A 13,394-nucleotide genomic window follows, 5' to 3' on the forward strand; every position below is an offset into this window, starting at 1 on the left:
CACTCGTCGCAGCGACGAGTCGGTGGGCGACGCCACCGACCGATCGCAGAAGTCAGCGGAGTTGCTGTTCCCTGCACACAGCATGGCGGTGCACGCCCGAGATGACAAACACGCCGTTTGTCATCACGCATGTACTACGTCCGGGTCCGCACTGGCGATGTGCGGACCCGGACGCGAACGCGAATCGGGCGGTCTTCTCGAGGTGACGAGAGCCGGCCTCTACTTCGCCAGAGCCTCGGCGATGGTGACGACGCGCGTGGCCATGTGGGTCAGCGCTGCGGTGGTCGCGTCGTCCAGCTCGTTCTTGTTCTCGGGTCCGGTGACGTGGCTGACGCCGTAGGGGTTGCCGTCGGCGAACTTCAGTCCGTCGGTGTATCCGGGCGGAACCAGGACGCCGCCGAAGTGCATCAGCGAGGTGTAGAGACCGATGAGCGTGGTCTCCTGGCCGCCGTGCGCGGTCTGGCTCGAGGTGAAGGCGGCGTATGCCTTGTTCGCAAGTTCACCCTTGGCCCAGTAGCCGCCGAGCGAGTCCATGAAGTTCTGGAACGGTGCTGCGGTGCTACCGAAACGCGTCGGAGATCCGAGGATGACGCCATCGGCCCAGACGATGTCGTCGCCGCTGGCAGCGGGAAGATCCTTGGTTGCCTCGTAGTTGGCGGACCAGGCGGGGTTCTCGGCGAAGGTGCTGGGGTCGCGCGTCTCCGCGATGTGCCGCACGCGTACTTCGGCTCCAGCCGCCGTCGCTGCGTCGGCGAGCTTGTTCGCCATCGTGGATCCGTGGCCGGTTGCGGAGTAGTAGATGATTGCGATCTTCGTCATCGATGAGACCTTTCGTCGGGTGGACATCCGAAGTAGTTGCGATGTCAACTGTATTCGATAGTACTCAATATGATTGTTGTGTCAATTACTCGCGGTTGTCGGTTGTCCGATCCGTGGGCAGCGTCGATAGTGGTGCCATGACCGTGCGCAATGCCGAGGTACCCGACGACGTCTTCGCGGACGTGAAGAAGCAGGTCTCCCAGTTCGTCCGATCGCGGGTGGTTCCGCGTGAACTCGAGATCATGAACGCCGATTCGATTCCCGACGATCTGCGGAGACAGTCCGCCGAGATGGGGTTGTTCGGATACGCGATTCCGCAAGAGTTCGGTGGTCTCGGCCTGGACTTGATTCAGGATGTCGAGATTGCCATGGAGCTCGGCTACACCACACTGTCGTTGCGGTCGATGTTCGGCACCAACAACGGAATCGCGGGCCAAGTGCTCGTCGGGTTCGGCACCGACGAGCAGAAGGCAACGTGGTTGCCCGGCATGGCGGCCGGCGACGTCGTCGCGTCGTTCGCGTTGACCGAGGACGGTGCCGGCTCGAACCCGGCAGGGTTGAGAACGACTGCAGTAGTGGACGGTACGGGCTGGATCATCAGCGGAAGCAAGCGCTACATCACCAATGCGCCCATCGCGGACCTGTTCGTCGTGTTCGCGCGAGTGGACCCGAAGCCGAACAGCGGCAACGGGATCGCGGTGTTTCTGGTCCCCGCCGACGCTGCGGGTGTCGAGGTCGGTGACAAGGACGCGAAGATGGGTCAGCAGGGAGCAGGAACCGCGGATGTGACGTTCACCGACGTCGAGGTCGACGCCGACGCTCTGGTGGGTGGCAACGGTGACATCGGATACCGGGCGGCGATGACGTCGTTGGCGCGCGGCCGCGTCCACATCGCCGCTCTCGCCGTCGGTCAAGCGCAGCGTGCCCTGGACGAATCCGTCTCCTACGCTGCGTCTTCCACACAGGGTGGCGAGCCCATCGGCAATCATCAACTCGTCCAGGCGATGATCGCCGACCAGCAGACGGGAGTCATGGCAGGCCGGGCCATGGTGCGTGAGGCTGCCCGGGCCTGGGTGGAAAACACCGATCGACGGATCGCGCCGTCGGCGGTGAAGCTGTTCTGCACCGAGATGGTCGGCACAGTTGCCGACCTCGCGGTCCAAATCCACGGCGGCGCAGGGTACATGCGCGGCGTTCCCGTCGAGCGAATCTATCGAGATGTCCGTCTTCTCCGCCTGTACGAGGGCACGAGCGAAATTCAGCGGCTGATCGTCGGCGGCGGTTTGATCCGTGCCGAGCAGAAGCGGAATCGCTGACCACCCTCGTCCCGCGTGGCGGTGGCAGGTCAGGTGAGCGCGCGCTGCGCGGCGACCCGGTCTGCGACCGTGCTACCGATAGCGGAGATCTCGGTAGCGAGTTCCGCGCGACTCCTGGTGTCCGACCCGTATACGAAGTTCGTGGGTCCCACTGTGGCACCGCAGTATTCGATGATGCCGCGCTCGATCTGCGTTCGAATGGCCTCATGGACGCCATGGCGCTCGAAGCTGTCTGCATCGTCTCCCGCGACGACGACCAGATGGATGGTGAGTCGGTCCAGCTTCTTCACGAATACTCTGTCCCCGTATTCGTAGGCCCAGCCCTCGACGAACACGCGGTCGATCCAGCCTTTCAGTAGTGCGGGCATCGACCACCAGTACATCGGGAAGACGAGAATCAGGTGTTCGGCGCGGTCGATCCGTGTCTGCTCCTCGGCTACATCGGACGGTGTGCTCCCGTTTCCACGAAACAGGCTCAGATCTGCAGCCGAAAATCGTGGATCGAAGCTCTCTGCGGCGAAATCTGCGGTCTCCACGGTGGTGCCGGTGGATCGGATGGCCTCGACTACGGAGTGAGCGACCTGATGGGTCAGAGAGTGCGGGTCGGGATGGGAGACTACGACGAGCGTGTTCATGGCTGTTCCTTCGGCTGGGGAAGATCGGCTATGTACGAACAGTAGGTTACTATTAGTACATAAGCAAGGAGGTGGCGGAATGGCACGGACGAGGCTGTCGCGCTCCGATCGAAACGCCCAGTTGATCAAGGTGTCCTGGGCTCTCGTACGCGCCGAAGGAGCCGACGCGTTGACTCTCGGACGGCTCGCAGAGCATGCCGGTGTCGCGAAACCGGTGGTGTACAGCCACTTCGCTTCCCGCGCCGAACTTCTTGCCGCTCTGTTCACCGAATTCGATGCCAGGCAGGCGGCGATGCTGGAGGAATCTCTCGACTCGGCACCCATGACGGTCCGCGGTCGGGCGAAGGCCATCGCCGACTCCTACGTGGGGTGCGCATTGGCCCAGGGGAGGGAATTGACGGGTGTGCTTGCGGCACTCGAAGGTTCGCCCGAACTCGAACAGGTCAAGCGCACCGCCGAGCGCGCCTACTTCGAGCGGTGTCGGGAGATTCTGCGTCCGTTCACCGATGCCGACGGCATGTCCACGCCATCTCTGACCGCCGTCTTCGGTGCCGCAGACGCGTTGTCCCACGGTGCCGTATCCGGGTCACTCACACCGGCCGAAGCGATCGGGGAGTTGACCGATCTGATCGTCGCCGCGGTCGACAGGTCCTGAACTCGGCCCGCCGGATCTGTCAGACGGTGGCGGCCGCCGATGCGGGGGCACGACGGTGGAATGCCGTCTCGGCCTCGAAGGCATGCGCGACCCGGAGCAGCAGGTGATCGGCGCGGTCGGCGGTGACGATCTGCAATCCAACCGGAAGACCGGAGGAGCTGAAGCCGCCGGGCATCGACAGCGACGGTAGGCCTGTCGCCGAGATCAGCGAAGCGGCCCGCATCCAGTCGAGGTAATTGTTCATCGGCGTGCCGTCGACGACGGCGGGGTACTCCTCGTCCGCGGGGAACGGAAGTACCTGAACGGCAGGCGCGATCAACACGTCGTATCGCGAGAAGAACTGCCGCACTCCGGCATCGAGATTCTTGCGAGCGGTGTTGGCGGAGATCATGTCTCGTGTCGTGAGCGCCATTCCCTTGTCGACGTTCCACTGCACGGCGCTCTTCATGCGGTGCCGATGTTCCTCCAACAGGTGCCCGTAGGCGGTGGCGAAGTCGAACGCACGCGTCGTCTGGAACACCTCGTCCGCGCCGGACAGGTCCGGGCAATCGACGTCCACACTGGCACCGAGTTGCTCGAACACGTGCAGTTGGCGGCTCAGGACGTCGATCACCTCACGGTCGACGGGTACGCCGAGACCGAAATCCGTTGTCCACGCTACTTTCAGCCCACGCAGCGAGCCGGCCTCCTCCGAGCGGTACGAGTCGTCGAGCGGGAGACCACGAGGGCTGGACGAATCCGGACCGGCGAGTGCGCGCATCAGAAAGCGCACGTCCTCGATGTCGTGCGCGAGCACGCCCTGCCGAGCGATCCAGGCCCACGGGTTCTTTGCGGGAAGCATCGGAATTCGGCCCAACGACGGCCGGTATCCGACGAGGTTGCAGAACGATCCCGGAGTGCGCAGCGACCCGCCCATGTCCGACCCGTCGCCCGCCGGTTGTATCCCGGCGGCGATGGCGGCGGCGGCACCGCCACTGCTGCCGCCGGCACTGCGAGTCGGATCGTACGGATTGGTGGTGGTACCGAACAGCGGATTGAAAGTGTGTGAGCCTGCAGCGAATTCGGGAACGTTGGATTTGCCGGTGGTGTTGACACCTGCGCGCTTGAGGCGGGCGACGATGCCCGAGTCCTCGGTGGGGATGTTGTCGGCCAGAATCGGCGAGCCGAAAGTCGTGCGCAGACCGGCGGTCAGGTGATTGTCCTTGTGCGTCATCGGGACGCCGTGCAGAACGGGCAGTGCCTCGCCGGACACCGTTGCGCGGTCTGCTGCACTCGCACGTTCGGTCGCCCCATCGATGTCGAAGGTCACGATCGCGTTGACGACAGGGTTGACGTCGTCGATGCGAGCCAGATGCGACTCGAGCGCCTCGCGGGCCGAGATCTCGCGATCACGGATGTGTGCCGCGAGCGCGCGCAGGGACAGTGACTGAATGTCGCCGGTCATGAAACTCCTCGCTTCGATCCGGATCGGCCGGAGTTGTTGTCGGAAGCCTGTTTCAAGACTGCACCACCGCGCGGAGCCCACCGGGCTATCGTCGTCCATTGAGCGTTTTCGCCGTTGGATTGGCGGTTTCGCTCAGACGGCTGGAAATTTCACACATGCAACATATCGGCAACGTGAACCGACTTGAGTGAGCAGGACATCCGAGCCCGGGGCTCGGTCGCAATCCGACGGTATGCGAAAGAGAGTCAATCATGTCCAGTCAGATCGACGGTCCACCGGCAACTGCGGATGCGCCCGAAACACGAATGCCCTGGGGACTGAAGACACTGTTCCGTCTCGTGTCCAGCATCGAACGCGTCGGCAACAAACTGCCGCACCCCTTCCTGCTGTTCTGGCTTCTGGCCGCAGTGCTGGCAGTGGTCAGCGCGATCCTGGCCGCACTGGGCACCGGGGTGGTGCTACCCAGCACCGGTGAGGTGTCGATGGTTCGCAGCCTGCTCAGCAGTGACGGCGTAGCCATGATCTTCGGAACGGCACTGGACAACTTCGCGGGGTTCGCGCCGCTCCCCATCATCGTGACCGTCATCCTCGGTGTGTCCGTCGCCGAGCATTCCGGTGTGCTCACCACGCTGCTGCGCGCCACCATCGTGAAGCTGCCCGCCAAATGGGTGACGTTCTCGGTTGCCTTCGCTGGGACCATGTCTCACGTCATGTTCGACGCGGCATTCATCGTTGTCCTTCCGCTGGCGGCAATGGCGTTCAAAGCGGCGGGCCGAAGTCCTGTACTGGGCATGATGGTGGCGTTCGTCGCCATCGCCGGTGGCTACAACGCGTCACCGTTGATCACACCCAGCGATGCCATCATGTCGTCGTTGACGACCTCCGCCGCTCAGATCGTCGACGCCGACTACAGCGTGACCCCCGTGGACAACTACTTCTTCAGTCTCGCGTCGTCACTGGTGATTTCGATCTTCATCACCCTGGTGGTGGAGTTGGTGATGGCCAAGCACATGAATCTCGATGCCGACGAGGGCGTCGAGGACGGAGCGGAGAAGCTGGCACTCGATCTCGAGCCGATCGAGAAGAAGGGAATGCGCCGCGCCGGAGCAGCTTTGGCGGTGTACGTGGCCGTCGTCGTCGCGGCACTGCTTCCTCCCTCGTCGCCGCTGCGTGGTGAGGACGGCGGGTTCGTACAGTCGATCGTGCTGCAGAACATCGGGTTCTTCATCGCGATCGCCTTCGTCCTGGTCGGATGGGTGTACGGACGCACCACCGGCAGTCTTCGGCAGCTCCGTGAGATTCCGGAGTCGATGGCCGTCGGCATCAAGACCCTTGCTCCGATCCTGGTGCTGTTCTTCGCGATTTCGCAGTTCCTCGCCTACTTCAAGTGGACCGGCATCGGCAACGTCGTCGCAGTCGAGGGTGCGGAACTGTTGAAAGCCGGGGGATTACACCCCCTCGTGGTGTTCGCCATGATGCTGGTGCTGATCTCGGTGATGAACCTGCTCGTCACCAGTGGTTCGGCCATGTGGTCGATGTTGGCCCCGGTTCTCGTGCCGATGCTCATGTACATCGACGTCAACCCCGAAACCACCCAGGCCGTCTACCGAATCGCCGATTCCTGCACCAACGCGATGACCCCGATGTCGGCCTACTTCGTGCTCACCCTCGGACTCATCCAGCGCTACAAGAAGAACGCGGGCATCGGTACCCTCGCCTCGTTCACCATCCCCGTCGCGCTGGGCATGCTGATCGTGTGGGCGGCGTTGTTCGCAGTCTGGTACATGCTCGGCATCCCGCTCGGCCCCGGCGCACCGATCCGATGACCGCAGTGACTGCCGCGTCGTACCGGATCAATACAGGTACGACGCGGAGTCCGCGGCCAGCAGACGGTTGCCGCTGCGCTTGGTGGCCCGCAGAATCGACACCACCGAGATCGCGTCGGCCAGGGTGGCCCAGTCCGACGCAGTTGTCATGCGATGCAACGCCATTCGGTCCGGGCACGCGAGGTTGACGAGCAGACTGTCCGAGCCCGCGAGGGCCACCGCGTATCGAACCTCCGAATGTGCGAGCAATAGCTCGACCAGTGCTTCGTGGTGTCGAGGCGGAACCTTGACCCAGGCAAGGGCTTCCGCCGAATACCCCATCAACGCCGGTTCGACGACCACCCGCAGTCTGGATTTGTTGGTCTGTTCCAGAGTGTCCATGTGGCGTCGGACAGTGTTCTCGGTGGCACCGACGACGCGCGCGATGTCCGAGGTGGGCGTCCGGGCATCCTCGGCCAGGACGCGCAGAATGCTGCGGTGCAGGGTCGAGATCTCCGGTCCCACACGGCCGTCCGGTTGGTAGCCCTCGTGTACGGGAGGCGTCAGGGCCGCGATCTGGTGCGCATTCAGAATCGCCGGCCGCCACTCGCGGACCGAGCGATAGACCCGCGTGATGGGATCTACCCGAATGCGTCTGATCCCGGTGATGCCGGGTAGGTCGTCGAGCATCAGATCCGCCAGATGGGCATCGTCGACCAGGACTTCGGCGACGCATTCCTCGTGCCCCGACGTGGCGTACACGAACATCGTGTCGTCGCGGCGCGCCAACCCGACTGCCACGGCACGTGCCATACCGACGTGACATCGAGCTCGCAGAACGACCGCGCCTGTCGCGCCGATGACGCCGACCACGCGCACGTCCCCGGAATCGAGTAGTTCCTTGCCGCGTCGGGTGACGGTGCGTTCGGGTTCACCGAGCGCCTCGGCGATGCTGACCCAGGACGCCCGGGGATTGACCTGCAGCGCCGCCGTGATTCGGCAACTCAGCGAGTCCAACTCGTCGGAGCGCTGCCTCATGCGTACACCTTCGCTCGTCGTGCCGACTCGGGTCGGCCGGTGCAGAAACAGGTTCGGTGCCCGAGGATCACCTGTCGATCCTCGGGCACCGGTACCGCGAAGTCCAGCTCAGAAGATTCCGCTGTATGCGTTGAGGGCGGGCTGACCACCCAGGTGCGCGTAAAGAACGGTGGAGTCCTTGCCGATATCGCCCTGCTGAACCAGATCGATCAGTCCGGCCATGGACTTGCCCTCGTACACCGGGTCGATGATCACGCCTTCGAGACGGCCGGTGAGCTTGATCGCCTCGATCGTGGAGTCGACGGGTATTCCGTAGTAGTCGCCGGCCCAGCCTTCGAGGACGGTGATCTCGTCGTCGCGAAGATCGCGACCCAGTTCGATGAGTTCTGCTGTGTTACGGGCGATTCGGGCCACCTGGTCGCGGGTCTGAGCGATCTTGGCGGACGCATCGATGCCGATCACTCGACGTGGCCGTTCTTGCCCGGCGAACCCGGCGATCATGCCGGCATGCGTCGACCCGGTCACGCTGCACACGACGATCGTGTCGAAGAAGACGCCGAGCTCCTCTTCCTGCTTCTGTACTTCGTACGCCCAGTTGGCGAAGCCCAGTCCGCCGAGCTTGTGGTCGGAGCCGCCTGCGGGAATGGCGTAGGGTTTGCCGCCCGCTCGCTCGACGTCCTCGATGGCCTTCTGCCAGCTGTCCTTGAATTCGATTCCGAAGCCCGACGGATCGAGGCGGACATCTGCACCCATGATGCGGGAGAGCAGGATATTGCCCACCTTGTCGTTGACCGAATCCGGCCAATCGACCCACTTCTCCTGCACCAGAACGGCTTTGAGTCCGAGCTTTGCCGCGACCGCAGCCACCTGCCGCGTGTGGTTGGACTGCACGCCACCGATCGAGACCAATGTGTCGGCACCCTGCGCGAGCGCGTCGGGAACGATGTATTCGAGCTTGCGGGTCTTGTTGCCGCCGTAGGCCAATCCTGCGTTGACGTCTTCTCGCTTGGCCCAGATCTTGGCCCCGCCGAGGTGCGCGCTCAGTCGTTCCATCGGGTGAATCGGGCTCGGGCCGAAGGTGAGGGGATAACGCTCGAAGTCCGCGATCGCCACGTGGTTCTCCTTTGATCGGTGTGTCATGCAGGATGCAATATATCGCATACTGTACGTGGGACACCTCGCCAGCGAAAGCGGTGGGCTACGATATTTTGCATGCCGGTCCCCGTCGAGCTCGGAAAACACAAGCGCTCCCTGCTGCGCGACAACGCCTACGTCTCGATTCGCGACGCCATCGTCGACGGCACCTTCGCGCCCGGCGAGCGGCTGCGGGATGCCGAACTCGAACAGTGGCTCGGAGTGTCGCGTACACCTATTCGCGACGCCATGGCCAGGCTGGAACTGGCGGGCCTCGTACACACCCAGCCCGGGCGTTCGACCATCGTGTCGACCATCGAACGCAAGGCGGTGCTGGACGCGCAGGCGGTCGCGGCATCGATGCATGCACTCGCGGTCCGGACGGCGGTACCGCTGATGAACAAGCGCGACATCGCCGCGATGCGTCGCGCCAACAAGGATTTCGCCGCCGCATTCACCCGAGGCGATGTGGACCTCGCGCTGGCCGGCGACGACGCGTTCCACGCAGTCGCCGTCGAAGCGAGTCAGAATCTGGTCGTGGTCACGGTTCTCGAGCAGGTGACGCCGACCCTGCGCCGGCTCGAACGACTACGGTTCGCCTCGCTGGTGGGCCGCGATTCGATAGCCCAACACGAACGAATCATCACGCTGTGCAGTGAGGGTGACGCGGACGGCGCGGCCGCTGCCGTGCAGGAGAATTGGGAGTCGTTGTCTTTGCTCGTCGATCACGAGGACGGAATACCGGGAAACTGACACCGTCGAACGCCGGCGAAAAGCGGAGTGGCCGCGCCGCATCGGCGGCATAATCGGCCCATGGCCGACTTCAACGAGATCATCATCGACGAGTTCCGAAGCAACAATGGCCACGTGTCCACGGCCGGCTTCGGTGATTCGCTCGTCGTTCTGCACACGATCGGGGCCAAGAGCGGCGCGGCGCGGCTCAACCCGCTCATGGCGATTCCGGAGGGAGAGAGCTGGTTGGTGGTCGGCTCGGCTGCCGGGTCACCGAAAGATCCAGCGTGGGTGCACAATCTGCGAGCCCATCCGGCCATCGACATCGAGACACCCGGGGACGGAGGCATTCGCACCGTTGCCGTCGACGCCGACGAGATTCCGGAATCCGAGTGGGACCGGCAGTGGCAGAAATTTCTCGACGCATCGGACGGATTCGCGAAATACACGGAGACGGCCGAGGGCAGGCGGTTTCCGATCTTCCGTCTGACCCCGACCGCCCGATGAATCAGTTCTGCGTGTCGTCCTCGGGCGGGTGTGGGACGTTCTCTTCGTCGACGTGAGCACCGACTGCAGCCTCGTCGGGAGATTCTTCGCGCGGACCGTCGTTGCTGCCCTCGGATGGGATCTCTGCACCTGCATCGGTCGGCATGGTCATGAGCACTCCTGATCGTCGGTCGGTTGGTTGCTGCGCTCTGCATGCCCCGCTTCCGGTGGACTCAACCGTCGAGCAGTCGATTCCTCTTGACTAGCATCGTCAGGTATGGGACCCGATCGATCGATGACAGCTCGCGACCTCACACAGGCGATTGCCGAAGCGACGAGGTCATTCTTCGCACCGTCCAGTCTCGACGAGACTCTGCGCGGCGTGACGGAGAGCGCCCGATCTCTGATACCCACGGTCGATTGCGCCGACATTCTCGTGGTGGCGGGGCCGAAGAAGTACCAGTCGCACGCCGCGACCAGTGAGCTGCCGGTTCGCCTCGACGCCATGCAGGAACGCCTCGACGAGGGGCCGTGCATCGATGCCGCACGAAGCGAGCTGTTCGTGCGGTGCAACGACTTCCGCTCCGATTCCCGCTGGCCACGTTTCGGTCCGGAGGCGGTGGGAGCAGGGGTTCTCAGCAGCCTGTCCTTCCGCCTCTACACCAACGAGGACACCATCGGGGCGCTCAACCTGTTCGCACTGACCAGTGATGCGTTCAGCGACGAGGACGAGGAACTGGGTCGCGTGCTCGCAACCCACGCTGCGGTGGCGTTGTATGCAGCGAACAAGACCGAGCAGTTCAAGTCCGGCTTGGCTTCACGGGACATCATCGGCCAAGCCAAGGGCATGTTGATGGAGCGGTACGGTATCGACGCGGTACAGGCGTTCGACTTGATTTCACGGCTGTCGCAAACCCAGAACGTCCCGGTGGCCGCCTTGGCCGCAGAACTCGTCGACCTCGGTTCCGAATCGAACAAGGGCCGCTCGTCCAAATAGGCTCGCCGGCTGTTCACACCGTGTGTCGACGAGAGGGTGCAGTCGGCGGCACCGGATGGTCGTGAGGCGTCCCGGCTTGCTGGGTCGACCCGGCGTTCACTGTCGACCCGGTCTGTGCGGTTGCCTCGTAGACGCGTGAGGTGTCCTCGGCGATGCGGTCCCACGAGAAGCGAGATTGCGCACGGTCGGAGCCGGACACTCCCAGCTCGAAACGCCTGGACTCGTTGCGTACCAGCAGCGCCAGCTCTCGTGCCAAGCGACGACGGTCGCCCGGCCTGATCGAGCGGCCGGTGACCCCGTCGATCACCAACTCTCCGGCGTAGCCCACTCCGTATGCGACGACGGGAAGTCCGCACGCCATGGCTTCGAGGGTGGCGATCCCTGCCGATTCGGTCGGGGACAGGCAGACGAACACGTCGGCCGACCTCAACAGCGACGACATGTGGCGATGGCGGACCGGGCCGGTGAACACCGTGCGCCCGGCCATGCCGTGTGCTGCGGCGACCGTGCGTAGCTGCGCCACGCCGCTGGATTCGCGTGGCTCGCCGCCGACAACGACCAATTCGGTGTCGTCGAGTTTTCCGAGCAGTTCGATGATCGTCGATACCTCGGCATCCGACCCGACGGTCGCCACCCGACACGCGGCACCGCTGCGTGGTGCGGTCGGTCCGGATGGATCGAAGTCACTCAGATCCACCCCGGTCGGGACGATGGACACCTTGGCTCTGGCGACGCCCATCCGCGTCAACATGTCGGCCTCGTCGGGACATGACGCGATGATGCGGCTCGCCGATCGAGCGATCTTCTTCTCCATAGCCGCCCGGGGAACCACCGAATCGGTGCCGGCCGTCGGGGGCACGGATCGGTCGGTCGCGGCGAGACCGTGGAACGACATCACCGTGGGGACGCCCGTCGCGCCGGCGGCCAGTACGGTTGCCAGCCCCGACACCCATGAATGTGCATGTGCTACATCGGGTTTCGTTCGGAGCAAGTGATTGCGGAGCGCGGAGGCGAACGCGCTCGTGTGAGGAATCGATTCCTCTTCGGTCATCGGGACAGCAGGCCCCGCAGACAGGTTGACCACCCGGTAACCGTCGGGGGTGAGCAGCTCGTCCTCGTGATCCGGGTTCTGCTTCCTGGTGTATACGTCGACTCGGGTGCCGGCGCGGGCCAGCGACGAGGCCAGCCGATCGAGCTGGGCAGCCGATTGTTCTGCCTCGATGCCGGCCGCATCAATTATCGGACTCACGTGTTCGGAGACAAGCGCAACGTGCATATCGTTTCGATCCCTGATGGGTTCGCACGGCCCCTTTCGGGCGCATAGCCCGGCACCGGTGAAGGGTGTGGGATATGCCGACCCGATTTTGGAGTCAGCGTACTCGAGACGCGGCCAGAGCGGTCATCGCAACTGGGCGTCGAACAACACCCTATTACGTAAAGCCGCAATGCGAAACCTCACACGAGGGCGTCGCCCTTGCTGGAGCGTTCACAACGGGCCGAACCGACGTCCCTTGCGGCCGAAGCGGGGAGCGTGTTCGCTACGGCTACCGTGCACTGGATTGCGGTCGGTTCAACCGTCGACTGCCGACAATCGAAGCAGCGTAGCGGGTTTCGCCGGACGCAATTGTGTATACACTGTCTGCACGCGGTTGAGGAGAAGCCCCGTAGTCAGAAAGTAGCGACTGCGAGATGTGCCCGACCGCGCTCTTCGACACCCGATAGTCCGAGATTCGTTTTCTCGAGAACTGGTGTCAGAGGCAGCCGACAGTCTCCGGTCGCGAGCCGGTGGAGGTGGGCAATGGTGTTTCTACGGTCGGTGCACAGTGATCCGGAATCGATTCGATTGTCGTTCTGCGGGCCGGACAATCCCGAGGACGGCGCATTCGCGCTGTCCGTGGACGAACTCGTCGGCGGACCGGTCGTCATCCGCATCGTCGGGTCGATCGACAGATCGGCAATTCCGGTCATAGGCGAATGCGTGTCGGAGGCCATCGTGTGCGGGCGGTCGCTGGTCGTGGATCTGCTCGATGTCGAATTCGTCGACCCCGCAGTGGTTCCCGTCCTCTCGGCAGCTGCCTCGCGGCTCGCTGCGCACCGGTGTCGCGCGATCGTCGCCTGTACACCCGAGCTGCAGCGACAACTCGATCCGAGTGGCGCTCACCTCGGTACGGAGTGCGTCCGCAGCGTCGCGGACGCCGTTCGAACTGCGGTGAAACCGGCGCGATCCGAACAGGTTTCGAATTCCTGCACAGGCGAGACGCCTGCGCGGTCGGCGTGACCGGCAGTTCCGCACCGTGCACGATCGTCGCCGCGGTGTATCTCGCGGTGGTCGT

14 protein-coding genes are annotated in these 13,394 nt (G+C 63.9%); 7 read left to right on the forward strand and 7 right to left on the reverse strand.

Annotated elements, in window-relative coordinates; translation table 11 throughout:
• Positions 1 to 219 precede the first annotated feature (219 nt).
• A complete protein-coding gene (wrbA, locus tag AB0O58_RS15635; RefSeq protein WP_027495694.1) occupies positions 220 to 819 on the reverse strand; it encodes an NAD(P)H:quinone oxidoreductase in 600 nt (199 codons plus the stop codon).
• 137 nt (positions 820 to 956) lie between these two features.
• On the opposite strand from wrbA, the gene AB0O58_RS15640 reads away from it, so the two are divergent.
• A complete protein-coding gene (locus AB0O58_RS15640) occupies positions 957 to 2,135 on the forward strand; it encodes an acyl-CoA dehydrogenase family protein (protein ID WP_283551096.1) in 1,179 nt (392 codons plus the stop codon).
• A 29-nt stretch (positions 2,136 to 2,164) separates the two neighbouring features.
• On the opposite strand, the gene AB0O58_RS15645 is transcribed toward AB0O58_RS15640, so the two are convergent.
• The gene (locus AB0O58_RS15645) at positions 2,165 to 2,770 is read right to left on the reverse strand and encodes an NAD(P)H-dependent oxidoreductase (RefSeq protein ID WP_366238474.1); all 606 of its coding nucleotides are present in this window, start codon (positions 2,768 to 2,770) and stop codon (positions 2,165 to 2,167) included.
• A gap of 79 nt (positions 2,771 to 2,849) precedes the next feature.
• Between AB0O58_RS15645 and AB0O58_RS15650 the strand changes: the two genes are divergently transcribed.
• Positions 2,850 to 3,425, forward strand: a complete 576-nt coding sequence (locus tag AB0O58_RS15650; protein WP_366238475.1) for a TetR/AcrR family transcriptional regulator — start codon at positions 2,850 to 2,852, stop codon at positions 3,423 to 3,425.
• A gap of 19 nt (positions 3,426 to 3,444) precedes the next feature.
• On the opposite strand, the gene AB0O58_RS15655 is transcribed toward AB0O58_RS15650, so the two are convergent.
• The gene (locus tag AB0O58_RS15655; protein WP_366238476.1) at positions 3,445 to 4,869 is read right to left on the reverse strand and encodes an amidase family protein; all 1,425 of its coding nucleotides are present in this window, start codon (positions 4,867 to 4,869) and stop codon (positions 3,445 to 3,447) included.
• Positions 4,870 to 5,120: 251 nt separating this feature from the next.
• Between AB0O58_RS15655 and AB0O58_RS15660 the strand changes: the two genes are divergently transcribed.
• Complete coding sequence (locus tag AB0O58_RS15660; protein ID WP_080736351.1) at positions 5,121 to 6,695, forward strand: AbgT family transporter; 1,575 nt, start codon at positions 5,121 to 5,123, stop codon at positions 6,693 to 6,695.
• A 27-nt stretch (positions 6,696 to 6,722) separates the two neighbouring features.
• Here AB0O58_RS15660 and AB0O58_RS15665 read toward each other — a convergent pair whose 3' ends face one another.
• Together AB0O58_RS15665 and AB0O58_RS15670 are read right to left on the reverse strand one after the other, a co-directional pair.
• Positions 6,723 to 7,712 carry an Lrp/AsnC family transcriptional regulator gene (locus AB0O58_RS15665; RefSeq protein WP_032399245.1) on the reverse strand — a complete coding sequence of 330 codons (990 nt, stop codon included), beginning with the start codon at positions 7,710 to 7,712 and terminating at the stop codon, positions 6,723 to 6,725.
• 108 nt (positions 7,713 to 7,820) lie between these two features.
• A complete protein-coding gene (locus AB0O58_RS15670; protein ID WP_027495701.1) occupies positions 7,821 to 8,825 on the reverse strand; it encodes a 1-aminocyclopropane-1-carboxylate deaminase in 1,005 nt (334 codons plus the stop codon).
• Between the two features lie 99 nt (positions 8,826 to 8,924).
• On the opposite strand from AB0O58_RS15670, the gene AB0O58_RS15675 reads away from it, so the two are divergent.
• Together AB0O58_RS15675 and AB0O58_RS15680 are read left to right on the forward strand one after the other, a co-directional pair.
• Entirely contained in the window at positions 8,925 to 9,599 is a 675-nt protein-coding gene (locus tag AB0O58_RS15675; protein ID WP_027495702.1) for a GntR family transcriptional regulator, read from the forward strand.
• 60 nt (positions 9,600 to 9,659) lie between these two features.
• A complete protein-coding gene (locus AB0O58_RS15680) occupies positions 9,660 to 10,085 on the forward strand; it encodes a nitroreductase/quinone reductase family protein (protein WP_027495703.1) in 426 nt (141 codons plus the stop codon).
• Between the two features lies 1 nt (position 10,086).
• Here the strand turns inward: AB0O58_RS15680 and AB0O58_RS15685 are convergent, their stop codons facing one another.
• Complete coding sequence (locus AB0O58_RS15685; RefSeq protein ID WP_167328339.1) at positions 10,087 to 10,236, reverse strand: hypothetical protein; 150 nt, start codon at positions 10,234 to 10,236, stop codon at positions 10,087 to 10,089.
• Between the two features lie 105 nt (positions 10,237 to 10,341).
• Between AB0O58_RS15685 and AB0O58_RS15690 the strand changes: the two genes are divergently transcribed.
• The gene (locus AB0O58_RS15690; protein ID WP_027495704.1) at positions 10,342 to 11,061 is read left to right on the forward strand and encodes a GAF and ANTAR domain-containing protein; all 720 of its coding nucleotides are present in this window, start codon (positions 10,342 to 10,344) and stop codon (positions 11,059 to 11,061) included.
• A 13-nt stretch (positions 11,062 to 11,074) separates the two neighbouring features.
• Here AB0O58_RS15690 and AB0O58_RS15695 read toward each other — a convergent pair whose 3' ends face one another.
• Positions 11,075 to 12,310 carry a glycosyltransferase gene (locus AB0O58_RS15695; RefSeq protein ID WP_161631792.1) on the reverse strand — a complete coding sequence of 412 codons (1,236 nt, stop codon included), beginning with the start codon at positions 12,308 to 12,310 and terminating at the stop codon, positions 11,075 to 11,077.
• Between the two features lie 549 nt (positions 12,311 to 12,859).
• On the opposite strand from AB0O58_RS15695, the gene AB0O58_RS15700 reads away from it, so the two are divergent.
• On the forward strand, positions 12,860 to 13,339 hold the full coding sequence (locus tag AB0O58_RS15700; RefSeq protein WP_051365033.1) for an STAS domain-containing protein: 480 nt from the start codon (positions 12,860 to 12,862) through the stop codon (positions 13,337 to 13,339).
• The last annotated feature ends 55 nt before the right edge of the window (positions 13,340 to 13,394 follow it).

The sequence above is a fragment of the Rhodococcus sp. NPDC080181 genome, assembly GCF_040702225.1.
In the GTDB taxonomy this organism is placed as follows: Bacteria; Actinomycetota; Actinomycetes; order Mycobacteriales; family Mycobacteriaceae; genus Rhodococcoides; species Rhodococcoides fascians.

Coding starts and splice junctions, on each gene's coding strand:
- AB0O58_RS15655 (WP_366238476.1), bottom strand. CDS start 4,869: ATGACCGGCGACATTCAGTCACTGTCCCTGCGCGCGCTCGCGGCACAC.
- AB0O58_RS15690 (WP_027495704.1), top strand. CDS start 10,342: ATGGGACCCGATCGATCGATGACAGCTCGCGACCTCACACAGGCGATT.
- AB0O58_RS15640 (WP_283551096.1), top strand. CDS start 957: ATGACCGTGCGCAATGCCGAGGTACCCGACGACGTCTTCGCGGACGTG.
- AB0O58_RS15660 (WP_080736351.1), top strand. CDS start 5,121: ATGTCCAGTCAGATCGACGGTCCACCGGCAACTGCGGATGCGCCCGAA.
- wrbA (WP_027495694.1), bottom strand. CDS start 819: ATGACGAAGATCGCAATCATCTACTACTCCGCAACCGGCCACGGATCC.
- AB0O58_RS15650 (WP_366238475.1), top strand. CDS start 2,850: ATGGCACGGACGAGGCTGTCGCGCTCCGATCGAAACGCCCAGTTGATC.
- AB0O58_RS15665 (WP_032399245.1), bottom strand. CDS start 7,712: ATGAGGCAGCGCTCCGACGAGTTGGACTCGCTGAGTTGCCGAATCACG.
- AB0O58_RS15675 (WP_027495702.1), top strand. CDS start 8,925: ATGCCGGTCCCCGTCGAGCTCGGAAAACACAAGCGCTCCCTGCTGCGC.
- AB0O58_RS15700 (WP_051365033.1), top strand. CDS start 12,860: ATGGTGTTTCTACGGTCGGTGCACAGTGATCCGGAATCGATTCGATTG.
- AB0O58_RS15645 (WP_366238474.1), bottom strand. CDS start 2,770: ATGAACACGCTCGTCGTAGTCTCCCATCCCGACCCGCACTCTCTGACC.
- AB0O58_RS15685 (WP_167328339.1), bottom strand. CDS start 10,236: ATGACCATGCCGACCGATGCAGGTGCAGAGATCCCATCCGAGGGCAGC.
- AB0O58_RS15680 (WP_027495703.1), top strand. CDS start 9,660: ATGGCCGACTTCAACGAGATCATCATCGACGAGTTCCGAAGCAACAAT.